21 protein-coding genes and 1 pseudogene are annotated in these 22,748 nt (G+C 31.0%); 20 read left to right on the forward strand and 2 right to left on the reverse strand.

Annotated elements, in window-relative coordinates:
- The first annotated feature begins 31 nt into the window (after window positions 1-31).
- From AJ887_RS09700 to AJ887_RS09720, 5 genes are all read left to right on the forward strand, one after another.
- The gene (locus AJ887_RS09700; protein WP_002858390.1) at window positions 32-712 is read left to right on the forward strand and encodes a F0F1 ATP synthase subunit A; all 681 of its coding nucleotides are present in this window, start codon (window positions 32-34) and stop codon (window positions 710-712) included.
- Window positions 709-894 (forward strand): hypothetical protein, encoded by a 186-nt coding sequence (locus AJ887_RS10540; protein WP_053872368.1) that lies wholly within the window; start codon window positions 709-711, stop codon window positions 892-894. Before AJ887_RS09700 ends, AJ887_RS10540 begins: the two co-directional genes overlap by 4 nt.
- A 118-nt stretch (window positions 895-1,012) precedes the next feature.
- Window positions 1,013-2,431, forward strand: a complete 1,419-nt coding sequence (gatB, locus tag AJ887_RS09710; protein ID WP_070240412.1) for an Asp-tRNA(Asn)/Glu-tRNA(Gln) amidotransferase subunit GatB — start codon at window positions 1,013-1,015, stop codon at window positions 2,429-2,431.
- A complete protein-coding gene (locus tag AJ887_RS09715) occupies window positions 2,428-3,324 on the forward strand; it encodes an NAD(P)H-dependent glycerol-3-phosphate dehydrogenase (RefSeq protein ID WP_074468983.1) in 897 nt (298 codons plus the stop codon). Before gatB ends, AJ887_RS09715 begins: the two co-directional genes overlap by 4 nt.
- Window positions 3,325-3,333: 9 nt before the next feature.
- On the forward strand, window positions 3,334-4,512 hold the full coding sequence (locus AJ887_RS09720) for a metal-dependent hydrolase (RefSeq protein ID WP_002905840.1): 1,179 nt from the start codon (window positions 3,334-3,336) through the stop codon (window positions 4,510-4,512).
- A 7-nt stretch (window positions 4,513-4,519) separates the two neighbouring features.
- On the opposite strand, the gene AJ887_RS09725 is transcribed toward AJ887_RS09720, so the two are convergent.
- Entirely contained in the window at window positions 4,520-6,046 is a 1,527-nt protein-coding gene (locus tag AJ887_RS09725) for an inorganic phosphate transporter (protein ID WP_002852729.1), read from the reverse strand.
- 141 nt (window positions 6,047-6,187) lie between these two features.
- Here AJ887_RS09725 and AJ887_RS09730 point away from each other — a divergent pair, with 141 nt between their 5' ends.
- The gene (locus AJ887_RS09730; RefSeq protein ID WP_002880571.1) at window positions 6,188-6,994 is read left to right on the forward strand and encodes an inverse autotransporter beta domain-containing protein; all 807 of its coding nucleotides are present in this window, start codon (window positions 6,188-6,190) and stop codon (window positions 6,992-6,994) included.
- Here AJ887_RS09730 and AJ887_RS09735 read toward each other — a convergent pair.
- Entirely contained in the window at window positions 6,991-8,367 is a 1,377-nt protein-coding gene (locus AJ887_RS09735) for a cation:dicarboxylate symporter family transporter (RefSeq protein WP_070240413.1), read from the reverse strand. The two genes, AJ887_RS09730 and AJ887_RS09735, sit on opposite strands and share 4 nt — an antisense overlap.
- 261 nt (window positions 8,368-8,628) lie before the next feature.
- Here AJ887_RS09735 and cetC point away from each other — a divergent pair, with 261 nt between their 5' ends.
- The 14 genes and pseudogenes from cetC to AJ887_RS09805 form a co-directional block, all read left to right on the forward strand.
- Complete coding sequence (gene cetC, locus AJ887_RS09740; protein WP_002861899.1) at window positions 8,629-9,123, forward strand: energy taxis response protein CetC; 495 nt, start codon at window positions 8,629-8,631, stop codon at window positions 9,121-9,123.
- A 752-nt stretch (window positions 9,124-9,875) separates the two neighbouring features.
- Window positions 9,876-10,622 carry a methyl-accepting chemotaxis protein gene (locus tag AJ887_RS10630; RefSeq protein ID WP_374700111.1) on the forward strand — a complete coding sequence of 249 codons (747 nt, stop codon included), beginning with the start codon at window positions 9,876-9,878 and terminating at the stop codon, window positions 10,620-10,622.
- A 17-nt stretch (window positions 10,623-10,639) separates the two neighbouring features.
- A complete protein-coding gene (cetB, locus tag AJ887_RS09750; RefSeq protein ID WP_002861897.1) occupies window positions 10,640-11,137 on the forward strand; it encodes a bipartate energy taxis response protein CetB in 498 nt (165 codons plus the stop codon).
- Window positions 11,138-11,224: 87 nt separating this feature from the next.
- The gene (gene mnmG / locus AJ887_RS09755) at window positions 11,225-13,084 is read left to right on the forward strand and encodes a tRNA uridine-5-carboxymethylaminomethyl(34) synthesis enzyme MnmG (RefSeq protein WP_070240414.1); all 1,860 of its coding nucleotides are present in this window, start codon (window positions 11,225-11,227) and stop codon (window positions 13,082-13,084) included.
- Window positions 13,085-14,371 (forward strand): arsenic transporter, encoded by a 1,287-nt coding sequence (locus tag AJ887_RS09760; RefSeq protein ID WP_070240415.1) that lies wholly within the window; start codon window positions 13,085-13,087, stop codon window positions 14,369-14,371.
- Window positions 14,372-14,460: 89 nt separating this feature from the next.
- The gene (gene petA / locus AJ887_RS09765) at window positions 14,461-14,964 is read left to right on the forward strand and encodes a ubiquinol-cytochrome c reductase iron-sulfur subunit (protein ID WP_002852880.1); all 504 of its coding nucleotides are present in this window, start codon (window positions 14,461-14,463) and stop codon (window positions 14,962-14,964) included.
- Between the two features lies 1 nt (window position 14,965).
- Complete coding sequence (locus tag AJ887_RS09770) at window positions 14,966-16,216, forward strand: cytochrome b (protein WP_002852758.1); 1,251 nt, start codon at window positions 14,966-14,968, stop codon at window positions 16,214-16,216.
- Entirely contained in the window at window positions 16,213-17,337 is a 1,125-nt protein-coding gene (locus AJ887_RS09775; protein WP_002866195.1) for a cytochrome c1, read from the forward strand. The genes AJ887_RS09770 and AJ887_RS09775 overlap by 4 nt, the downstream gene beginning before the upstream one ends.
- 125 nt (window positions 17,338-17,462) lie before the next feature.
- Window positions 17,463-18,626: an SAM-dependent methyltransferase gene (locus tag AJ887_RS09780; protein ID WP_002866194.1), complete on the forward strand. Its 1,164-nt coding sequence runs from the start codon at window positions 17,463-17,465 to the stop codon at window positions 18,624-18,626.
- 115 nt (window positions 18,627-18,741) lie between these two features.
- A complete protein-coding gene (gene rpsB, locus AJ887_RS09785; protein ID WP_002853455.1) occupies window positions 18,742-19,533 on the forward strand; it encodes a 30S ribosomal protein S2 in 792 nt (263 codons plus the stop codon).
- A complete protein-coding gene (gene tsf / locus AJ887_RS09790) occupies window positions 19,533-20,606 on the forward strand; it encodes a translation elongation factor Ts (protein WP_002866193.1) in 1,074 nt (357 codons plus the stop codon). The genes rpsB and tsf overlap by 1 nt, the downstream gene beginning before the upstream one ends.
- Window positions 20,607-20,618: 12 nt before the next feature.
- The gene (locus AJ887_RS09795; RefSeq protein WP_012006736.1) at window positions 20,619-21,254 is read left to right on the forward strand and encodes an ABC transporter ATP-binding protein; all 636 of its coding nucleotides are present in this window, start codon (window positions 20,619-20,621) and stop codon (window positions 21,252-21,254) included.
- Window positions 21,241-22,008: a flagellar biosynthetic protein FliR gene (fliR, locus tag AJ887_RS09800; protein ID WP_002855878.1), complete on the forward strand. Its 768-nt coding sequence runs from the start codon at window positions 21,241-21,243 to the stop codon at window positions 22,006-22,008. Before AJ887_RS09795 ends, fliR begins: the two co-directional genes overlap by 14 nt.
- A gap of 56 nt (window positions 22,009-22,064) precedes the next feature.
- A pseudogene (locus AJ887_RS09805) lies at window positions 22,065-22,748 on the forward strand (highly acidic protein); the annotation flags it as partial.

Consider the following 22,748-nt stretch of genomic DNA (forward strand, 5'->3'; position numbering starts at 1 on the left):
CCGAGTTTAGAATAAAATTTTTGAGGAAACCATGAAAGATTTATTTTTATTTAGCTCTTTGCTTGATGCAAGTCATACTTTTTCTTATTTTTTTCACATAGGTTTGGTAGCTTTAATTGCTGTTATAGTGGCTATGATGGCTACTCGTTCTATGCAACTTGTTCCACGCGGTATGCAAAATTTAGGCGAGGCTTTTTTAGAGGGAGTTTTATCTATGGGTAGAGACACCATGGGAAGTGAAAAAGGTGCAAGAAAATATCTTCCTTTGGTTGCAACTTTGGGGATTATAGTGTTTTTTAGCAATATTATAGGTATAATACCTGGTTTTCACGCTCCAACTGCAAGTTTAAATTTGACTTTGTCTTTGGCTATTATAGTTTTTGTATATTATCATTTTGAGGGTATTAGGGCGCAAGGTTTTGTAAAGTATTTTGCTCATTTCATGGGACCTATTAAACTTTTAGCTCCTTTGATGTTTCCTATAGAGATAGTCTCTCATCTTTCTCGTGTGGTTTCTTTGTCCTTCCGTTTGTTTGGAAATATTAAAGGCGACGATTTATTTTTGATGGTAATTTTAGCTTTAGTTCCTTATATAGCTCCACTTCCTGCTTATGTGCTTTTAACTTTTATGGCATTTTTACAAGCTTTTATTTTTATGATTTTAACTTATGTATATTTAGCGGGTGCAACTGTTGTTGAGGAAGGTCATTGATCTATATTTTAGAATTTTTCAAAGGTGCATCTTTAGCTTTAATGCTTTTGTGCACCTTTTTTCTCTTTTTTAAATTTATATCTTATTTTTATCTTGTTTTGGGGTTTATTTTTAGCCTGCTTTTATTTTTGGTTTTTATGTTGTTTATAGAAAACCATGAACTTAAAAATCAGAAAAAATAGTTGTTTTATAATTTCATAATTTTAAAATTAAACAAATACAAATCAAAGTCTAATATTTAAAGCCTTTTCTAAAAGAAAAAAAGATAAAATAAAGCATTTAAAAATTCAAGGAAATTTTATGTTTGAAGTAGTTATAGGTCTTGAAGTTCATACTCAATTAAATACAAAAACAAAAATCTTTTGCTCATGTGCAACTTCTTTTGGAGAAGCTCCAAATACCAATGTTTGTCCCACTTGTTTGGCCTTACCAGGAGCTTTGCCTGTTTTAAATGAAGAGGTTGTAAAAAAAGCTATAGCTTTTGGAAAAGCTGTCAATGCAACAATTAATAAAAAAAGTGTTTTTAATCGTAAGAATTATTTTTATCCAGATTTACCTAAGGCTTATCAAATTTCACAATTTGATATCCCTATAGTAGAAAAGGGTGAGCTTTTTATCAATGTAAAGGGTGAAAATAAACGCATAGGTATTACAAGAGCACACTTAGAAGAAGATGCAGGTAAAAATATCCACGAAAATAATTTTTCTAAAGTGGACTTAAATCGTGCAGGAACTCCTTTGCTTGAGATTGTCAGCGAACCTGAGCTTAGAAGTAGCGATGAGGCAGTAGCTTATCTTAAAAAGCTTCATTCTATCATACGCTTTTTAGACATTTCAGATGCAAATATGCAAGAAGGAAGTTTTAGATGCGATGCAAATGTTAGTATAAGACCTAAGGGTGATACAAAACTTTATACTAGGGTAGAGATTAAAAATCTTAATTCTTTTCGTTTTATCCAAAAAGCTATAGAATATGAGGTAAAAAGACAAAGTGAGGCTTGGGAAGATGGAACTTACGAACAAGAAGTAGTTCAAGAAACCAGACTTTTTGATACAACAAATTTAGTTACAAGAAGTATGCGTGGTAAAGAAGAAGCGGCAGAATATCGCTATTTTCCAGATCCTGATTTATTGCCTGTTTTATTAAAAGATGAGTTTTTGGATATTAAAATCCCTGAACTTCCTGATGAGAAGAAAGCACGCTTTATAGACGAGCTTGGTATAAAAGAAAGTGATGCTGAGGTTTTAATCAGTTCTTTAGAAATGAGTCGTTTTTTTGAAAGTCTTATTTCTCAAAATTTAAATCCTAAGCTTTGTGTAAATTGGTTAAATACTGAACTTATGGGACTTTTAAAAGGAGAATTGACTATAGAAAATTCTCCCGTAGATGCTCAAAAGCTTGGAGTTTTAATTAAACGCATAGAAGATGGCACTATCAGTGCAAAAGCGGCTAAAGATGTCTTAGCTTTTGTGTTTGAAAATACTAGCATGGAAATTGATGATGCTATAGAAAAGCTAGGACTTAAGCAAGTAAGTGATGATTCAGCTATAGAAGCGGTAATTGAACAAATTTTAAATGCAAATGCTGATAAGGTTGCAGAGTATAAAAGCGGTAAAGACAAGCTTTTTGGATTTTTTGTGGGTCAAACAATGAAAGAGGGTAAGGGAGCTTTTAACCCTGCAAAAGTAAATGAAATTTTAAAAGCAAAGCTTGGTTGATGCGTATAGCGGTTATTGGTGCGGGAAAATGGGGCAGTGCTTTACATCTAGCCTTAAAAGAAAATCACAATTGTTTTATCAGTTCTTTGCATCAGCGTGATTTAGAAGATTTTGTTAGCATAAAAGAAGCTTTAGAATGTGAATACCTTGTTTTTGCTTTAAGTTCTCAAGGGATGCGTGCTTGGCTTAAAGAAAATTTCATCAACAAAGGACAAAAAATTTTAATTGCTTCAAAAGGCATAGAAGATCAAAGTTGTCAATTTTTAGATGAAATTTTTTTAGATTTTGTGCCAAAAGAAAATTTTTGTGTTTTAAGCGGTCCTTCTTTTGCTGCTGAAGTAATGCAAAAACTTCCTACTGCTTTGATGATTAGTGGGATAAATCAAGAGCTTTGTAAAAAATTTGCGAGTTTTTTCCCTGATTTTATTAAAACTTATATTGATAATGATGTGCGTGGTGCTGAAATTTGTGGTGCTTATAAGAATGTTTTAGCGATTGCAAGTGGGATTAGTGATGGGTTAAAACTTGGCAATAATGCAAGAGCAGCATTGATTTCAAGAGGACTTATAGAAATGCACCGTTTTGGTAAATTTTTTGGTGCTAAAGAAGAAACTTTTTTAGGGTTAAGTGGAGCAGGGGATTTGTTTTTAACTGCAACCAGTGTTTTATCAAGAAATTATAGAGTGGGTTTAAAACTGGCGCAAAATCAAAAGTTAGATAGTATTTTAGCCGAGCTTAATGAAGTAGCAGAAGGTGTAAAAACTGCTTATGCTATAGAAAAATTAGCAAAAATGAAAGGAATTTATACTCCTATTGTAAATGAAGTAGTGGCAATTTTTAAGGGTAAAAGTGTGCAAGAAGCAACGCAGAATTTATTAAAGCAAAATGATTAAGGAAAAATCATGATAATTAAAAATGCAAAAATTTATGGAGATTCTTTACAAGATATAGAGATTAAAGAAGGAAAAATTACCAATATTGGTTCTAATTTACAAGGTGAAGAAATTTTAGATGCTAAAGGTATGACTTTACTTCCATCTTTTGTGGATTTGTGTGTAAGTTTGAAAAATGATAAATTTTCTTTAGCTAATTTAGAGCTTTTAGAAAATGAGTGTCTAAAAGGAGGAATTTCTAGTATAGTTTTGCGTGATTGCATGGATTTTGATGAAGAAAGTTTTGCTTTATTTTTACAAAATTTAGCTCAAAGAAAGATGCAAATTTTTTCAAGTGTGCGGGTTAAGGATGCAAATGGCAAGCTTAAAAATTTAGCCACTCTTTTAAACAAGGGGGCTTGTGCTTTAGAGCTTGATAGCTCTTTGGATGCAAATACTTTAAAAGTAAGTTCACAATATGCTTTTATGAAAGACTCTCCAATTTTTGTGCGTTGTTATGATAAGGATTTTGATGATAATGGAGTGATGAATGATTGTGAAATGAGTTTTGAGCTAGGGCTTATAGGCATGAGTAAAATTGCTGAAACTAGCCAGATAGCTAAAATGAAAGAATTGGCTAAATTTTATAAAAATAAGGTTATTTTTGATCTTTTAAGTTTGAAAGATTCTTTAGTATTATTAGATGAAAAGGATTTAAAACTTGTAAGCATTCATCATCTTATCAAAGATGATAGTGCTTGTGAAGATTTTAATACGGCTGCGAAACTTATGCCACCTTTAAGAAGCAAAGAAGATGTTTTGGCTTTAAGAGAGGCTTTAAAAGAAGGAAAGATCAGCTTTTTAACTTCCTTGCATAGTGCAAAATCAATTTCTTTAAAAGATTTAGCTTTTGATGAAGCGGCCTTTGGAATCCATAGCGTATGCGAATTTATAAGTCTTTGCTATACTTTTTTAATCAAAGAAGGATTTTTAAATTGGCAAGAGCTTTGTCAATTTACAAGTAAAAACCCTAGTGAATTTTTAGGTTTAAATAGTGGAGTTATAGAAGTTGGCAAAGAAGCTAATCTAGTTCTTTTCGATGAGAATGAAGAAATTTTTGCTCCAAAAAGTTCTCTTTATTCTGAGGATAAACTTTTTGGAAAGATTAAAATGCATATAATTAAAGGAAAAAATATTTTAGAAAAATAAGCTTTACTTAAATTCCTAAAGATAGTTTAAATCCTAAAAATACAAGTGCTGCCATAATACCAGCGGCTGGTAAAGTGATAATCCAAGCCAATCCTATAGGCTTCATCATAATCCAATTTGCGTTTTTATTATACACTCCTATACCCAATATAGCACCTATGAGTATATGGGTGGAGCTAACAGGAATTCCAAATTGTGTAGCTAAGAGTATAACTATACTTGCACCAAGTTCTGCAGAAAATCCAGTAGTAGGGCGTATGGTTGCAAGTTTTGAACCCACTGTAGTAATCACTTCTTTACCTAAAAACCAAAGCCCTACAACTAGAGCAACTCCAAACATAGCTAAAGCGGCAAAAGGTACAGGAGAAGTCGCGTTAATTGTGCCGTTTTTTAAGACATCTAAAATCGCTGCAAAAGGACCTATAGCATTGGCTATATCATTGGCTCCGTGTGAAAATGCAAAACTAGAGGCTGTAAATATTTGAAACCATGAGAAAATTCTATCAGTAGTTTTATTAAGTTCTGTTTTTTTAACGATTTTGACTATAGCAAATGTTACAACATAACTTATAGTTCCTATAATTCCGATAATCCAAAAGTTTTGTAAAATATCTAAAGTGCTAACATTATTTAAACCTTTAAATAAAAACATTGCCGAAATGATAGCAGCAGCAATACAAGCAATGATTGGCATATGAGTTTTTAAAATAGAGTAAATATCTATATCTTTTTCTTGATCCTTAAATTCCTTCATTTTATTTCTATAGAAATTATTTTCTTGTTCTTCCTCATCTAAAGCTATAGCGGAAAGTTCTTTGATTTGTTCTTCTTGGGATTTTGTTTTTAAATTTAAAAAGTATTCTTCTTTGAATTTTTTTCTTTCTTTTTTGATATTTTTCAAATCATCATTTAGTTTTTCTGATGGTTTTAAAATTTTTTTATCAATATATGAATAAATAATATAAGCTACAATACCCCCTAAAAGAGGCGAAGCTACCCAAGAAATAGCTATTCTTAAAATTTCACTCCATTTAACCATGGAGAGTGTTTGAATCCCATCAAATTTTAAAAGCCCCATCATAATGCTAGCACCTACAATCCCACCAACTATACTGTGTGTGGTTGATACAGGTAAGCCTTTCTTGGTTGCAATAAAAATCCAAACCCCAGAGCTTAAAAGTGCAGCAAGCATAATGATAACAAAAAGCATAGGATCTAAAGAATTTGGAAAAATAACAATACCGCTGCGTATGGTCTTAGTAACTTCTGCGCCTGCGAAGATTGCCCCGCTTAGCTCAAAAACAGCTGCTATAATTAAAGCTTGTTTAATGGTTACTGTTTTTGCACCAACGCTTGTTCCAAAAGAATTGGCTACATCATTTCCACCTATATTAAATGCCATAAAAATGCCAAATATAGAAGCAAGAATAAAAAGAATCAGTTGATGTTGCGAAATATAACCAAATCCCCAAATAACAAATGCGATGGTGCTAATAATAAAAATAACAAAAGCTATGAGGTTGTCTTTTTGCATTAATAACCCTTTTTTATTTTAATTATACACTTATTTACTTTAAATTTGCTAATTTTAATTTTTAGTCTTTGTGGAATTTTTATTTATATTATTTTTTTATAATAAATACTCAAACAAGAAATAATAAGGAATATAAGAATAATGAGGGGTATTTTTTATATAATAGCATTGTTTTCTTTACTCAATGCCGATGAACTTACAGAGGCTTTAACAAAAAATAATAATCAAAATTCTTGGGAGCACTTTGATTATAAAAATACCAAAGAAGCTCCAAAAATTCAAGAAGAGAATGTGGATTTTAAAAGTGCTTTTGATAGCTTGCTTTCAAAAACTTTAGAAAATAATAATGGTATAGATAAAACAGATGGGAATTTAGATTTTCAAAACGAAAACGCGCAGGTTAAAAATTTAAGTTCTCTTTATGAGGGAGAGAATAATTCTTTGCTTTTTCAAAAAGAACTTTTTGTGGCTCAAGATAATTATAATTACTCAGGGGGCTTAATCAATCGTTATGAAAAAGATGATTTTTTATTTGGAGTTAATGGTTTTATTGACAAACAAAAGGAACAAAAAGATACTAAAAGCTTTGGTGCAGAGTTTGGTTATAGTAAATTTATAAAGGCTTATAGTAATTATTACATACCCAATGAAGCAGAAAAAAATTTACAGCTTGGAATGAGTTTTGTAATTCCAACTTACACCGCTTTTGCTTTTGATATAAGCAAGGATAATGATAAAACTAATTATCAAGTATCTTACTCTCCTTATAGTGTATTTAGTTTAAATTTATTGCGTCGTGATTATAGCGCAAGAGAGACTGTTGATGATACCGTTGTTCAAGTTGGATTTAGTTTTAATTTCAATGAAAGTTTTTTAAAACAATTTAGGAAAAAAGATAATACTTTAGAGGAGGTTAATCGATATGATTTCCTCCAAAGAACCCATTAGTTCATTCCAGCATTATGGAATTTTTCTGGATTATCCATAGCATAGTTGAATTTTTCCCGATCAATTTGTTTATCCCAGATCGCAACGATTAAGGCTGCTACTGAATTTCCACAAAGATTTCCAACAGCCCTCATTTCAGACATAAATTTATCAACACCTAAAAGAACGCCTATAGCAGCTACTGGTAGAACTTGTGCTAAGGTTGCATTTGCTTCTGAAATTTCCATATTTCCTAGAGCCGCAAGCGTACTTCCAAGCACTATAAAACCTGATCCAGTTACACCCACTGCACCTTTTGAAGCTATCATTAATACTATTAAAATACTGATTTCGTGTGTTAAACTTAAATTTACATTAAAAGCTTGTGCTAGAAAGATTAAGCTCATAGCTAGATAAATATTTGTACAATCAAGATTAAAACTATATCCCGTTGGTAAAACAAGTCCGACTGTTGCTTTAGAAAGTCCCGCTTTTTCTAGTTTTCTCATTAAAGGAGCAAGTGCAGACTCGCTTGAACTGGTTGCAAAAACGATCAATACTTCTCTTGAGATAAATCTCATAAATTTGAAGATATTTACTTTTGCAAAATAACAAATCAGACCTAAGATTCCAAATATAAAAACAAGACATGAAATCAGCATTACTAAAAGTAAATATGCTAAGTTGATCAAAGAGCCAATTCCGTATTGAGCTATGAGTACAGCCATTGCTGAAAAGGCGGCAATAGGACTAAAATACATAATGATTTGCAGAATTTTAAAAACAAAATTTTGCACCACTTCAAAAACTCTTTGAATTGCCTGTTTATCTTCTATTCTCATTAAAGAAATAATCAAAGCAGTAATTATAGCAATAACTAAAACTTGTATGGTTTTTCCTTCTGTAAAAGGCGTGATAATATCAGTAGGCATAGCATCTTTTAAAATATGCATAATCTCAGAGCTTGCGCTTACTTCTGTGGTTTGAGAAATGTATTTTTGAACGCTTTTTGTATCAAGTTGACTTGGATCAAGATTCATTCCATGACCTGGTTGCATAACATTTGCCATAAAAATACCTATAGCAAGTGCTAAAGTACTTACAACTTCAAAGTAAATAACCGCTTTAGCACCAATACTACCTACTTTTTTTAAACTTTCAAGACTAATGATACCCAAAACCAAAGTAACAAAAATAATAGGACCTATAAGAACCTTTAAAGCACCTATAAAATAATCAACTCCTGGTTTGCTAGCAATGGCTAATTCTTTATCTGTATAGCCAAGTATAATACCTGTAATAATGCCTATAATCACCCAAAATCCAAGACTTTTTATAATACGTTTATATAAAGGCGGTTTTCTTTCAGCTAAAGTTTGACTTAAAGTTTCCAAGTTTATTCACTCCTTTTGATCTTTTGTGAAATATAATTTTAACAATGCGTATTGTAAATTTTAACAAAAAAACAAATCTAGAAATACTTTCTTTTATATGATATGACAAATTTTTATATAAATGTTACAAAATTTCTCATTATTTACATTATAAAATTTAAAATATTTTTTGAAAATTTTATAATTTAGTATACTTTTTATTGTTTATTATTAGTAATAATTCTATTTTTGATTTATTTGTTTTATTGGGATGTTTTAATTATGAAAGAAATAGTTTTGTCTGAAAATGCTTTAATTACTTCTAAAACAGATCTTAAGGGGAATATCATTTATGCCAATAATGACTTTTTACAATATGCAGGTTATAAAGTCGATGAGCTTTTGTATAAATCTCATAATATAGTAAGACATGAAGATATGCCACGTACTGTATTTAAATGTCTTTGGGATTATATTCAAAAAGGAGAAGAAATTTTTGCATTTGTAAAAAATAAAGCCAAGGATGGTAGTTTTTACTGGGTGTTTGCAAATGTAAGTGCTTCATTTGATGCCAATGGAGATATCATCAACTACTATTCTGTTCGTCGTGCACCCAATAGAAAATCTCTTCCTATAATTGAAGAAGTTTATAAAATTTTACTTGAAAAAGAGCAAAAATCAGGCATTAATGCTGGAGTTTCAGCTTTAATGGATATTGTAAGTTCTTATAAAATGACTTATAATGAACTTGTTTTTAACTTGCAAGAAGATAACTAAATAAGATATATTTAATCTTTTTTATTGTACAATCTTCGCCTAAAAATTAAAGTAATATATATTATTAAAGTATTACTTTAATTTATGACTTCAAAAATTTTTAATAAAGGGGTAAATTTATGGTGAAAAATGGATTATTATTAACTATTTTTCTAAGTATTATCGGTGTTTTAGGTGCCATTTTTATTCATATTTATGTTGGAGTGATAATTTTTATTTTAATCGCTGTTTTAATGATTTATTTGCTTAGACAACACAAAGATGAGCAAATAATGATAGATAAACTTTTGGTTCTTTGTAGAGAGTTAAAAGAAGGAAATTTTGACAATAGAATGATCTATGTAAAAACAAAAAGCAAAAAATTAGCCGAAATAGCAGATAATCTTAACAATACTATTGATGGACTAGAAGCTTATTTAAGGGAAATTAATACTTCTATTTCTTGTTCCCAAAAAGGCGAATTTTATCGTAAGGCTTTGCCTGAAGGTTTAAAAGGAATTTTTGCTCATAATATTGAATTTATAAATAAAGCTTTAGCAAACATAGAAGTGACAGCAAGATCCACTTTTAAAAATGCTTTATCAAGAACTTTAATGGATTTAAGCCTTGGAAATCAAAATAAAGATATGTCTCAAATTTCTAGCTCATTAAATCAAGATATTAGCATGATGAAAAATGTATATGATACAGTTGATGCCATTACTCATACAGCTACAGAAAATGGCTCAGAGGTGGATTCTTTGCAAAGTGCCATGGGTTCTTTAATGGATGTTGTAAATTCGAGCAAGGAAACAGTGCAAACTTTTGTGGCTAATTCCCAAAATATTACTTCAGTGGTTGAAGTAATACGCGATATAGCTGATCAAACCAATCTTCTAGCTTTAAATGCTGCTATTGAAGCTGCACGTGCAGGAGAACATGGTAGGGGCTTTGCGGTTGTGGCTGATGAAGTTAGAAAGTTAGCAGAAAGAACTCAAAGATCTACAAGTGAAATTTCCATTGCAATTCAGACTATGCAACAGGATTTTGTAAATATCCAAAGTGGCAGCGATCAAGTTTTTAACATTGTTAGTGAATCTGAAGAAAGAATTAATAAATTTTCTCAAGCTTTTAAACGTCTAGAAGAAAATAGTAGTGCTCTTGGTGTTAATTTTGGATCCTTTGCAAAGAGATTGATTTTGTCTGTGGTTAAAATCGATCATATTCTTTATAAATCAAATATATATTTAAATTTAAATGGGGCTCAAAATTTCAATCTTGAAAGTGTAGATCCAATTTCTAATCTTTGCCAAGATGAGAGAGCTCAAGGTGTTATTAATGAACTTAGTTCTGAAACTGAGTTAAATTTAGCTAAAGAATTTATAAAAGATAACGCTAAAAAAGCAATAGAAGAATCAAGTCAAGATTATATCGATCAAAAAGCTTATGATGCGATTGTAAATGATATTAAATCACTAGAGCAAAGAAGTGCTGAAATCTTAGCAAAATTAAAAATATAAATTAAGAGGGTGGGGAAATGTCAAGAGAAATTTTTTTACAAGAAGATAGTTTAATTACTTCTAAAACAGATTTAAAAGGTAAAATAGTTTATGCAAATGATGATTTTTTAAAGTATGCAGGTTATACCATGGGTGAAGTTTTAAATAAACCTCATAACATAGTAAGACATGAAGAGATGCCAAAAACTGTTTTTAAATATTTATGGGATTATATGAGAGAGGGTAAGGAAATTTTTGCTTACGTAAAAAACAAAACTAAAGATAACAATTACTACTGGGTTTTTGCAAATGTAACTCCATCAATAGATATTAATAATAATATCATAGGCTATTATTCCGTTCGTCGTATGCCAAATAAAAGCGCTATTTCTACAATAGAAAGCCTTTATAGCGATCTTTTAAGAGTAGAACAGCAACAAGGTTTAAATAAAGGTGTTGAGATGCTTAAAAATTTCTGCAAAGATGCAGATAAAACTTATAATGAGTTAATTTTCTCTCTCCAAGAAGCTAAATAAATTTTTGTTAGGCTTAAAACGAGTTTGTTTTAAGTCTAAATATTATATAATCTTTCTTTTAAAAATTCACATTTTTCAAGGCAAAATATGTTTGATGTCATTGTTATAGGTGGTGGACATGCGGGTGTTGAAGCAAGTGCTGCTGCTGCTAGAATGGGTAAAAAAACCTTACTTTTAACTACATTGATTGAGCAAATAGGAGCAGCAAGTTGTAATCCAGCTATAGGTGGACTTGCAAAAGGGCATTTGGTAAAAGAACTTGATGCCATGGGTGGTCTTATGGGTGAAATCACCGATGAAGCGGGAATACAATTTCGCATTTTAAATGAAAGTAAGGGTGTAGCCGTTCAAGGAAGTAGGGCGCAAATTGATATGGATAAGTACCGTATCATTGCACGTAATAAACTTTTAAAACTTCCAAATTTAGAAATTTCTCAAGAACAAGCGAATGCTTTAATCGTAGAAAATGATGAAGTTAAAGGCGTAAAAACAAATTTAGAAAATACATATTTTGCCAAAAAAGTGATACTTACAACAGGGACTTTTTTAAATGGACTTATTCATATAGGCGAAAATAAACTTCAAGCAGGAAGGGTAGGGGAGCTTGCTTCAGTAAATTTAGGCAATTATCTACAAACTTTGGGTTTAAAAATGGGGCGTTTAAAAACAGGAACTTGCCCAAGAGTAGATGCAAAAAGTATTGATTTTAGCGCACTTGAAATCCAAGATGGCGATGTAAATCCTAAAGCTTTTAGTTTTCGTTCAAGAAATTTTAATCCTACTCAACTTCCTTGTTATATCGCACGCACTAATACAACTACACATGAGATTATTAAGAATAATTTTTATCGTGCCCCACTTTTTACAGGACAGATTGAAGGCGTGGGGCCAAGGTATTGTCCTTCTATAGAAGATAAGATCAATCGTTTTAGCGACAAAGAAAGTCATCATCTTTTTATAGAGCCTCAAACTATCGATGCAACGGAGTATTATATCAATGGTTTTTCTACTTCTTTGCCCTATGAAGTGCAAACTCAAATGCTACGTTCTGTAAAGGGTTTTGAAGATGCTAAAATAACCCGTTTTGGTTATGCTATAGAATATGACTATATAGAGCCAACTGAACTTAAGCATACTTTAGAACTTAAAAAGATTAAAAATCTTTATTGTGCAGGACAGATTAATGGAACTACAGGTTATGAAGAGGCTGCAGCACAAGGCTTTATGGCAGGAATCAATGCAAGTTTAAGCATAGATATGAAAGAGCCTTTGATTTTAAGGCGTGATGAAGCTTATATAGGAGTTTTAATCGATGATTTGGTAGTAAAAGGTACAAAAGAACCTTATAGAATGTTTACTTCAAGAGCGGAATTTAGACTGCTTTTAAGGGAAGAAAATGCTATACTTAGACTTGGAAAATATGGCTATGATTTAGGGCTTTTAAGCGAGCAAGATTTTACTTATATACAAAATATCGCAAACAATCTTCAAAAAGGACTTGAATTTTTACTTTCTAAAGAATTCACGCCTAATAACCAAAATAATGCTTTTTTAGAGAGTTTAGGAGAAGATAAAATTTCTTCTATAGTCAATCTTCAAAAAATTGTTGCAAGAGCAAGTTTTGATATAGAAAAATTAAAAAAACTTGACCCTATGTTTAAAACCATGGATCATTACTCCTTAAGAGAGATTTTAAATGAGGCAAAGTATTATCATTACATTAGTATGCAAAAAGCTCAAGTAGAAAAAATGAAAAATCTTAGCGAGCTTAAAATTCCTGAAAATTTTGATTTTAAAAGTGTAAGTGGTTTGAGTAATGAAGTTGTAGAAAAGCTTAATCATCATAAACCTCCAACTATTTTTGCTGCAAGTCAAATCAGTGGAATCACTCCTGCGGCGTTGGATATTTTGCAAATTTATATCAAAATGCAAAAGAAAAAAGCTTAAATGCTTGCTTTTTTTATTTTTTTATCTACTTTAATTTTACTTTTTTGGCGTCCATGGAATTTACCTATTTGGGTATTTTCTAGCTTGGGAGCTTTTTTTGTTTTTATTTTTCAATTGGTAGATTTTACAGACGCTTATTTTGTTTTTTCTTTAGTTTGGGATAGTTCTTTAACTTTGGTTGGGTTGATTATTCTTTCTTTTAGCTTGGAAGCTTTGGGATTTTTTGATTTTATTGCGAGTAAAATTTTGCATTTTTCTAGAGAGAAAAATCAAGAAAAAATTTATATTAGCACAAAAAAATTGATGTTATTTTTGTTGATTTTTGTCTTTTTTCTTTCTGCATTTTTTGCTAACGATGGAGCGATTTTAATCATTACACCTATTATTATAGCTTTATTTTCAACTCTTAAAGATTGTAAAAATCATGTTTTTATTTTAAGTTCTTTTTTGCTTAGTCTTTCTTTTTTATGTGATGCAAGTTCAAACGCTTTGGTTATTTCAAATTTAACCAATATTATTACAGCAAATTATTTTAAGATAGAATTTTTAGAATTTGCTAAAAATATGTTTTTGCCAAATTTTTTTGTTTTGCTTTCTACTATAGTTATGGTTTTTATGCTTTATGGGAGAGTTTTGCCTAAAAGGCTTGAATTTAAATTAGTCAAAAAAGAGCAAATTTCATTGAAATTGTTTTTTCTTTGCATAGTATTTTTACTTCTTTTTGTGATCAGTTTTTTTATAGGTGAAATTTTTGATATTAAAATAAGTTTTTTTGCTTTGCTTTGGGCGGGAATTTTTTGGCTTATTGTTTTAAAAATTCAAGGTAAAAAAAGTGTTAAAATTCTTTTTGAAGCACCTTATGGAGTTTTGCTTTTTAGTTTTGGGCTTTATATGGTGGTTTTTGCTTTACATAAAATAGGCGTGAGTGAAATTTTGGTTAAAAGCTATGCTTTTTTGATGCAAGATAAGAGTGGAATTTTTGGTATGGCTTTGATTTCAGCTTTTGGATCTTCTGTGTTTAATAATTTGCCTATGGTTTTAATCGGCGATTTGGCATTAAAAGAATATTTTGAGAATTTTTCTTTTGATTCCTTGATGATTTATGCGCATCTTTTGGGGGTAAACATAGGCCCAAAACTTACGCCAATAGGTTCTTTGGCAACTTTGCTTTGGCTTGGAGTTTTGGCTAGAAAAGGCATTAATATTTCTTTTTGGCAATATTCTAAATTTGGCTTTTTGATAACTTTACCTGTGCTTGTTTTTTCTCTTTTTGCTCTTATTGTCTAAATATCAAAATTTGTTAAACAAAGAAAAAATTTATTTTAATTTCGATAAACTTTTAACTTGGTTAAAAAATAAAATCGAAAGGACAAGTTATGGCTACATCTGAGAGTAGACGAAGCTTTATGGGCTTTGCATTTGGAAGCGTAGCTGCTGTAGGCGGTGTTTTCTCGCTTGTTGCGATGAAAAAAACTTGGGATCCACTTCCAAGTGTCAAAGCTGCAGGTTTTACTACAGTAGATTTATCAGGAATGCAAGATGGAGAGCTTAGAACTATAGAATGGCGTAAAAAGCCTATTTTTATATTAAAAAAAGATGCGAGTATGCCAAAAGATGAAAAACGTGATGTTGTGGTAGATAACGCAGCTTATACTGTGGTTATAGGACTTTGTACGCATTTGGGTTGTATACCTGCTTACCAACCAAGCGAGCAATTGTTTAAATGTGCCTGTCATGGTGGAGAATTTGACACAAGTGGAAAAAATGTCTTTGGACCTCCTCCAAAGCCTCTTGAAATTCCTCCTTTTAAGATCGATGGAACCAAACTTGTTTTAGGCGAAGAGGGTCCTGAATATAAAAAAATGATAGCGGAGGCTTAAGATGGCACAAATTAGAAAAGCTAATGGTCTTGTAGATTGGCTTGATCAAAGACTTGCAGTACATAAACTACTTGATGTTTTAATGGTAAAGTATTGGATACCAAAGCAAATTAACTTTCTTTGGGCAATGGGGGTTATTTTAACCACTCTTTTTGCAGTGCTTTTTGTTACAGGACTTTTACTTGTAATGTATTATAAACCAGATACTGCACTTGCTTTTGATAGTGTGAATAAGACTATTATGCAAGAGGTGGATTATGGATGGCTTTGGCGTCACATGCATGGTGTTGCCGCTTCTGTTGTATTTTTGATTATATACATACATATGTTAACAGGAATTTATTACGGTTCTTATAAGAAAGGTCGTGAGATGATTTGGGTTAGCGGTATGCTTTTGTTTGTTGTATTTTCTGCTGAAGCTTTTAGTGGGTATATGCTTCCTTGGGGACAAATGAGTTATTGGGCAGCTCAAGTAATCACTAATCTTTTTGGAGGGATACCATTTATTGGCCCTGAACTTGTGATTTGGATTCGTGGAGATTATGCGGTTTCTGATCCAACTTTAACAAGATTTTTTATGCTTCATGTGTGCTTGCTTCCTATAGTTATCATTGCTATTATAGCATTTCACTTCTATTCTTTAAGAATTCCTCATGTTAATAATGAAATTTCTGAAGAACTTGACTTTGACTTAGAGGCTGAAAAGTACATGGCAGGTGACACAAAGGGTTCTAAAGTGATTCCTTTTTGGCCAGGATTTTTATCAAAAGATTTTATGTATATAAGCTTTTTTATGATTTTCTTCTTTTATTTGGTCTGTTTTAAATTTGAATTTGCAATGGATCCAATTAATTTTGATCCGGCTAATGCGCTTAAAACACCAGCTCATATTTATCCTGAGTGGTATTTCTTATGGAGTTATGAAGTTTTAAGAGGATTTTTCTTTGATATTGCAGGTATTAAAGCTTTTGATATAGGTTTGGCTGCATTTGGTATTGCTCAAGTGATTTTCTTCTTGCTTCCTTGGCTTGATAGAAGTGATGTTGTAAAACCGGCTCATGAAAGACCTTTATTTTTCATTTGGTTTTGGATATTGCTTATCGATTTAATTGTTTTAACAGTTTATGGAAAATTACCTCCAACAGGTGTAAATGCTTGGGTAGGATTTTATGCTTCTATAGTATTTTTACTTTTACTTATTGTAGTTTTACCGGTTATTACTATTATGGAGAGAAAAGGAGCTAAACAATGAGAGAAATAAAAATATTTTTAGTTGTGGTAGTTTTTACTGCGCTTGTATATTGGGGGGTAGAGCCTTATGCTCATTCAGTGATGAAACCTCATGTTGCTCCTGCAAATTTTGATTTTGCTGTTGAAGATACTACTTTTGCAAAAGGTATAGTTGAAGCTAAAGAATTAGCTCTAAAAGATGCACAAGCTTCAGGAGATGCTAAAAGAATAGAGAGTGCAAACAAAGAACTTGAAAAAGCAAAAGAAGAATTAAGCAAAGTTGAAACACTTTGGGCAGATGTTGCAAAGATCGATTTTGCTAAGGGTGATGCAAAAAAAGGTAAAGAATTTTTTGAAAATAACTGTTTTGCATGTCATGGTGTAAAAGAAGATGGAATAACAGCTAATATTACTGATTCTTCTATGGGAGTAATACCACCTGATCTTAGTGCAGCTGGTGCTATTTTTGATGAAAAATTTTTAGCTGCTTTGATTATGCATCCTGCGCTTGCTTTAAAAGTAGATCATAAATTTGGTGATGCTTTTATTATGACAGCTTACAATAAAGATACTTCAGGAGAAAGTGAAGAAGCTACAAATGCAAATATAGCCAATGTAATTGCTTATCTTAAAGATGTGAGTGTTAAATTTGAAGCCAATGAAGATGCTACTATTAAGAAAGATGTTGAGGCAAAATATGCTAAAATGGAAAATAGTGCTCAAAAAGTGGCTTTAATGGAAAAAGATATAAAATTTGCTAAAGATAAAGCAACTTTTATTGAGGCTTGCGGACGTTGTCATGATATGAAATACGATAGCTTTTTTACTCCATCAAATCAAAATGATTTAAAAACTTATTTAGGTTCTGTTCCGCCTGATCTTTCTATGATGATAAGATCTCGTGGTGAGCAATATTTACATGATTTTATTAATAACACTCAAAAACTTCTTCCAGGAACCGCTATGCCAAGAGTAGGTTTAACAGAAGCTGCACAGGCTAAGGTTGTATCTTATATTGATCAAGTGGGTGATAGCAAGAAAGAAGAAAGAAAAACTACAGGAATTTATGTAATGATATTCTTTGTAATTTTAAGTATTTTTGCTATAGGTTGGAAGCGTTCTGTTTGGTCTAAATTACATTAATATTACATTTTTTGCCATTATTTAGTGATAATGGCAAAAATCTTATTTTTTCTTCATTTTTATTAATTTTTAAACCTAATTAAGAGATACTATCTAATAATAATTATTATTAATTGGAGTATGTCATGCTTGAAAAACAAATGATTAAATTTATTCTTTCAAAATGGAATTATGGAAATTTTAGAATTGTATTTTGGGATCAAGAAGAATTTCATGTGGGTAATCAGTCTGCTAAATTTTCTTTAATTTTCAAAGAAAAAATACCTTTTTTAAAATTATTTAGTGATACGAGTTTAGTTTTTGCAAAACATTATATGGAGTCTAAACTAGAAATAGAAGGTGATTATGATGAAATAGCTAAAGTTTTGTATTATTTTTCAAATAAGCGTTTTTTAAAAAATACAGAGGATATCTTGAGTAAAATAGCCCAAAAACAGGAAAGTAAAAATATTAAAAGTCATTATGATATAGGTAATGATTTTTATAAGCTTTGGCTTGATGATACTATGAGCTATTCTTGCGCTTATTTTAAAGAGCCTAATAATACTCTTTATGAAGCTCAAATTAACAAAATAGAACATACCCTTAAAAAACTTGATTTAAAAGAAGGAGAAAAGCTTTTAGATATAGGTTGTGGCTGGGGTTGGCTTTCTATTATGGCGGCTCAAAAGTATGGAGTTAAGGTTGTTGGAATTACTATTTCAGAGGAGCAGTGTAAAAAAGCTAAGGAAAGAGTAAAAGAACTTGGTCTTGAAGATAAAATAGAAATAAGACTTCAAAATTATCAAGATTTAGAATTTGAAAATTATTTTGATAAAGTTGTTTCTGTGGGTATGTTTGAACATGTAGGTAAAGAGAATTTAGGACTTTATTTCATGAAAGTAAAACAAGTGTTAAAACCTGGAGGTTCTATGCTTTTACATTCTATTTTAGCCATGTTTGAAGGAAAAACAAATGCTTGGATAGATAAATATATTTTTCCAGGAGGATATTTACCTTCTTTAAGAGAGGTTGTAAGTGCTATGAGCGAGTGGGATTTTCATCTTCTTTTAGCAGAAAGTTTAAGAATGCACTATGCAAAAACTTTAGATTTATGGGATGAAAATTTTAACAAAGTATTAGACAAGGTAAGGGAAAAATATGATGAAGAATTTATAAGAATGTGGGATTTGTACCTTCGTTCTTGTGCCTCTGCTTTTCGTGTTGGAAGCGTGGATTTGTTTCAATTTTTAATCACAAAAGAAATCAATAATAATCTAAGTCTTACCAAGGACTACATATATAAGTAAAAACTAAACTTAAATTTGATAAAATCTTAGCTTCATTTCACACACATCAATCCTTTTTAGCTTGTGTAAATTAAGGGATGTGGAGGAATAAAGCTAAATTTATAAGGAGAAACTCATGGTTAGTATGAGAGATTTATTAGAATGCGGTGTGCATTTTGGACACCAAACAAGACGCTGGAATCCAAAGATGAAAAAATTCATTTTTGGCGAGAGAAAAGGTATTTATGTAATTGATTTACAAAAAACTTTAAGATATTTTAGATATACCTATAATATCGTTCGTGACGCTGCTGCTGAAGGAAAAACTATACTTTTTGTTGGGACAAAAAAACAAGCAGGTGGAGCGATTAAAGAATACGCTGAAAAATGCGGTATGCCTTATGTAAATCATAGATGGCTTGGCGGTATGATGACAAATTTTGGTACCATTCGCCAATCAATTAGAAAATTAGAAGTAATTGAAAAAATGGAAGAAGATGGAAGTATTAAACTTTTAACTAAAAAAGAAGCTTTAATGCTTACAAGAAAAAAAGAAAAATTATTAGCTTATTTAGGTGGAATTCGTTATATGAAAACTCAACCTGATATGATTTTTGTTATTGACACAGTAAAAGAAAAAATTGCTGTTCAAGAAGCAAATAGATTAAGAATTCCTGTTGTAGCTCCACTAGATACAAACTGCGATCCTGACTTGGTAACTTATCCTATTCCAGGAAATGATGATGCAATCCGTTCAGTGCAACTTTTCTGCCAAGAAATGGCTGAAGCGATTAATGAAGGAAAAGCTTTAAGAGAACAAGATGGCGAAGCTTTAGCAAATGAAGAAAAAGAAATCACCGATGAAGAGAAAAAAGAAGTTTTAGATGAAGCGATGAGCGAAGAAGACTTCGGTGAGGAGCAAGAATAATGGCTGAAATTACTGCTGCAATGGTAAAAGAACTCCGCGAAAGTACAGGCGCGGGGATGATGGATTGTAAAAATGCTTTGAGTGAAACTAATGGAGATTTTGATAAAGCAGTACAACTTTTAAGAGAAAAAGGTTTAGGTAAGGCTGCTAAAAAAGCAGATAGACTTGCTGCAGAAGGTTTAGTAAGTGTAAAAGTAAGTGATGATTTTACAAGTGCAACTGTAAGTGAGATTAATTCCGAAACAGATTTTGTGGCAAAAAATGATCAGTTTATCGCTTTAACAAAAGATACCACAGCCCATATTCAAAGTAATAGCTTACAAAGTGTGGAAGAACTTCATTCAAGCATAATCAATGGCGTAAAATTTGAAGAATATTTAAAAAGTCAAATTGCAACTATAGGAGAAAACTTAGTTGTAAGAAGATTTGCAACTTTAAAAGCAGGTGCTAACGGTGTTGTAAATGGTTATATCCATACAAATGGCCGTGTTGGTGTTGTGATCGCTGCAGCTTGTGATAGCGCTGAAGTGGCTTCAAAATCAAGAGATTTGTTAAGACAAATTTGTATGCATATTGCAGCAATGAGACCAAGTTATTTAAGTTATGAAGATTTGGATATGACTTTTGTTGAAAATGAATACAAAGCTTTGGTTGCTGAACTTGAAAAAGAAAATGAAGAAAGACGCAGACTTAAAGATCCAAATAAACCTGAACATAAAATTCCTCAATTTGCAAGTCGCAAACAATTAAGCGATGCAATTTTAAAAGAAGCTGAAGAAAAAATCAAAGAAGAGCTTAAAGCTCAAGGTAAACCTGAAAAAATTTGGGATAATATTATCCCAGGTAAAATGAATAGCTTTATAGCAGATAATTCTCAACTTGATAGCAAACTTACTTTAATGGGTCAGTTTTATGTAATGGATGATAAAAAAACCGTAGAACAAGTGATCGCTGAAAAAGAAAAAGAATTTGGCGGAAAAATTAAAATTGTCGAATTTATTTGCTTTGAAGTTGGCGAAGGTTTAGAAAAGAAAACTGAAGATTTTGCGGCTGAAGTTGCTGCACAACTTTAAAAACGGTTAAAAATGGAACTCTTAAGAGCGGAAAATTTAAGCCATAGTTTTGATTATCCGCTTTTTGAGGGTTTAAATCTTGCTTTAAATACTAAAGATTGCATTGCTATTCAAGGGAGTAGCGGTTGTGGCAAATCTACTCTTTTGCATATATTTTCTTCCTTATTAATTCCAAAAAAAGGTGAAGTTTTTTTTAAAGGTTCTAGTCTTTATCAGATAGATGAAAACGAAAGATTAAAAATTCGCCGTTATGATTTTGGTATTATTTTTCAGACACATTATCTTTTTAAAGGTTTTTCAGCTTTAGAAAATATCGAACTTGCTAGTGTTTTATCGGGTCAAAATTTAGATGAGAAAATTTTAAAAAGATTAGGTATTGATACGCTTTTACATCAAAAAATAGGAAAGCTTAGCGGCGGACAACAACAGCGTGTGAGTATCGCGCGCGTGCTTTGTAAAAAACCAAAGATTATTTTTGCTGATGAAGCAACTGGAAATTTGGATTTTGATAATGCTAAAAATGTTATCGAGCTTTTAATATCCTATGTTAAAGAAAATGATGCAGCTTTATTTTTTGTAACTCACGATAACAAGCTTGCAAGTTTTTGTGATAAAACTTATACTATAAACGCCAATGGAATTTGTTAATTATTTAGGTGATAAAAATGTTGTAACTTTTATGTTGCTTCTTGCTAGAATGAGTGGTCTTATAGTTTTTTTTCCTTTTTTTTCACATAATTCTATTCCTATGGTGATAAAAAGTACTATAGTTTTATTTTTGACTATGTATTTATATCCTTTGGCTAGATTAGAATCTTTGCATTTAGATAGTTTTTTTGTTTTACAGCTTATTAGTGAAGTGATTTTTGGAATGATAGCAGGATTAATGCTTCAAATTATTTTTGCTATTATTATGATGGCAGGTGAGCAGATTGCTTTTACTATGGGATTTACTATGGCAAGTATATTAGATCCAAGTTCTGGAACGAGTATGCCTATCACATCTCAAATTTTAAATTTGCTTGCTTTGATGTTTTTTCTTGCTTTTGATGGTCATCATTTAATGCTTTTGTTTTTAAGTCATTCTTTAGGTTATATCAGTTTAGGTGGCTTTTATCCGCATGAGAATTTAATGCATTATCTAAATATGGGTATGTTTAATATTTTCATCATAGGTTTTACTATGAGCTTTCCTATACTTGGAATTTCACTTTTAGCTGATGTTATTTTTGGACTTTTGATGAAAACAATGCCACAATTTAATCTTTTAGTTATTGGCTATCCTATAAAGATAGCTTTAGGCTTTGTAGTTTTGATCGCTATTTTATTAGTTATGATGCAATATTTTAAAAATTTAATTTTAGAACTTTTCACTCATATGCAAACTCTTTTTTTCTCCTAAGGAAAGGATAAATGAAATTATCGTAAAATAGTGATTATTTTTCAAGGATTAAAGTGATGAAAATTTTACTTTTAAATGAAAACCCTGTAGTTTCAAGACTTGTAAGCCTTAGTGCTAAAAAAATGTCTTATGATTTTGAAGAACTTAATGCTTATAGTGAAAATTTGGGTAATTATGATGTGATTGTCGTAGATAGTGATACTCCAGCACCTTTAAAAATTCTTAAAGAAAAATGTGATAGATTGATTTTTTTAGCCCCGCGAAATCAAAATGTAGATATAGATGCACAAATTTTACAAAAACCTTTTTTACCTACAGATTTTTTAAATTTACTTAATAATAAAGATACAAACAAACATACATCTATTGATTTGCCAATATTAAGTAATGATGAAAATCCTTATGCTGATATAAGCTTGGATTTAGATAATTTAAATTTAGATGATTTGCCTGATGAAAATTCTTTAGATATAAATTCAGAGGGAATGGAAGATTTGAGTTTTGATGATGATGCTCAAGATGATAATGCAAACAAAGCTTTAGAAACTCAAAATTTAGAAGATGAAAATTTAGAACAAGAAACAACTAAAGAACAGACTCAAGAAGACATTCAAACTGATTTAGATTTAACTTTGGAAGATGGCGGAAGCCAAAAAGAAGACTTAAGCCAAGAACATACAGCTTTGGATACTGAGCCTAGTTTAGACGAACTAGATGATAAAAATGATGAAGATTTAGAA

It is taken from the genome of Campylobacter sp. BCW_6466 (assembly GCF_001762835.1).
In the GTDB taxonomy this organism is placed as follows: domain Bacteria; phylum Campylobacterota; class Campylobacteria; order Campylobacterales; family Campylobacteraceae; genus Campylobacter_D; species Campylobacter_D jejuni.

Excerpts from the sequence above, each read along its gene's own strand:
- AJ887_RS09700 (WP_002858390.1), top strand. The coding sequence starts at position 32 with ATGAAAGATTTATTTTTATTTAGCTCTTTGCTTGATGCAAGTCATACT.
- gatB (WP_070240412.1), top strand. The coding sequence starts at position 1,013 with ATGTTTGAAGTAGTTATAGGTCTTGAAGTTCATACTCAATTAAATACA.
- AJ887_RS09720 (WP_002905840.1), top strand. The coding sequence starts at position 3,334 with ATGATAATTAAAAATGCAAAAATTTATGGAGATTCTTTACAAGATATA.
- AJ887_RS09725 (WP_002852729.1), bottom strand. The coding sequence starts at position 6,046 with ATGCAAAAAGACAACCTCATAGCTTTTGTTATTTTTATTATTAGCACC.
- AJ887_RS09730 (WP_002880571.1), top strand. The coding sequence starts at position 6,188 with ATGAGGGGTATTTTTTATATAATAGCATTGTTTTCTTTACTCAATGCC.
- cetC (WP_002861899.1), top strand. The coding sequence starts at position 8,629 with ATGAAAGAAATAGTTTTGTCTGAAAATGCTTTAATTACTTCTAAAACA.
- AJ887_RS10630 (WP_374700111.1), top strand. The coding sequence starts at position 9,876 with ATGGGTTCTTTAATGGATGTTGTAAATTCGAGCAAGGAAACAGTGCAA.
- cetB (WP_002861897.1), top strand. The coding sequence starts at position 10,640 with ATGTCAAGAGAAATTTTTTTACAAGAAGATAGTTTAATTACTTCTAAA.
- mnmG (WP_070240414.1), top strand. The coding sequence starts at position 11,225 with ATGTTTGATGTCATTGTTATAGGTGGTGGACATGCGGGTGTTGAAGCA.
- AJ887_RS09760 (WP_070240415.1), top strand. The coding sequence starts at position 13,085 with ATGCTTGCTTTTTTTATTTTTTTATCTACTTTAATTTTACTTTTTTGG.
- petA (WP_002852880.1), top strand. The coding sequence starts at position 14,461 with ATGGCTACATCTGAGAGTAGACGAAGCTTTATGGGCTTTGCATTTGGA.
- AJ887_RS09770 (WP_002852758.1), top strand. The coding sequence starts at position 14,966 with ATGGCACAAATTAGAAAAGCTAATGGTCTTGTAGATTGGCTTGATCAA.
- AJ887_RS09775 (WP_002866195.1), top strand. The coding sequence starts at position 16,213 with ATGAGAGAAATAAAAATATTTTTAGTTGTGGTAGTTTTTACTGCGCTT.
- AJ887_RS09780 (WP_002866194.1), top strand. The coding sequence starts at position 17,463 with ATGCTTGAAAAACAAATGATTAAATTTATTCTTTCAAAATGGAATTAT.
- rpsB (WP_002853455.1), top strand. The coding sequence starts at position 18,742 with ATGGTTAGTATGAGAGATTTATTAGAATGCGGTGTGCATTTTGGACAC.
- tsf (WP_002866193.1), top strand. The coding sequence starts at position 19,533 with ATGGCTGAAATTACTGCTGCAATGGTAAAAGAACTCCGCGAAAGTACA.
- AJ887_RS09795 (WP_012006736.1), top strand. The coding sequence starts at position 20,619 with ATGGAACTCTTAAGAGCGGAAAATTTAAGCCATAGTTTTGATTATCCG.
- fliR (WP_002855878.1), top strand. The coding sequence starts at position 21,241 with ATGGAATTTGTTAATTATTTAGGTGATAAAAATGTTGTAACTTTTATG.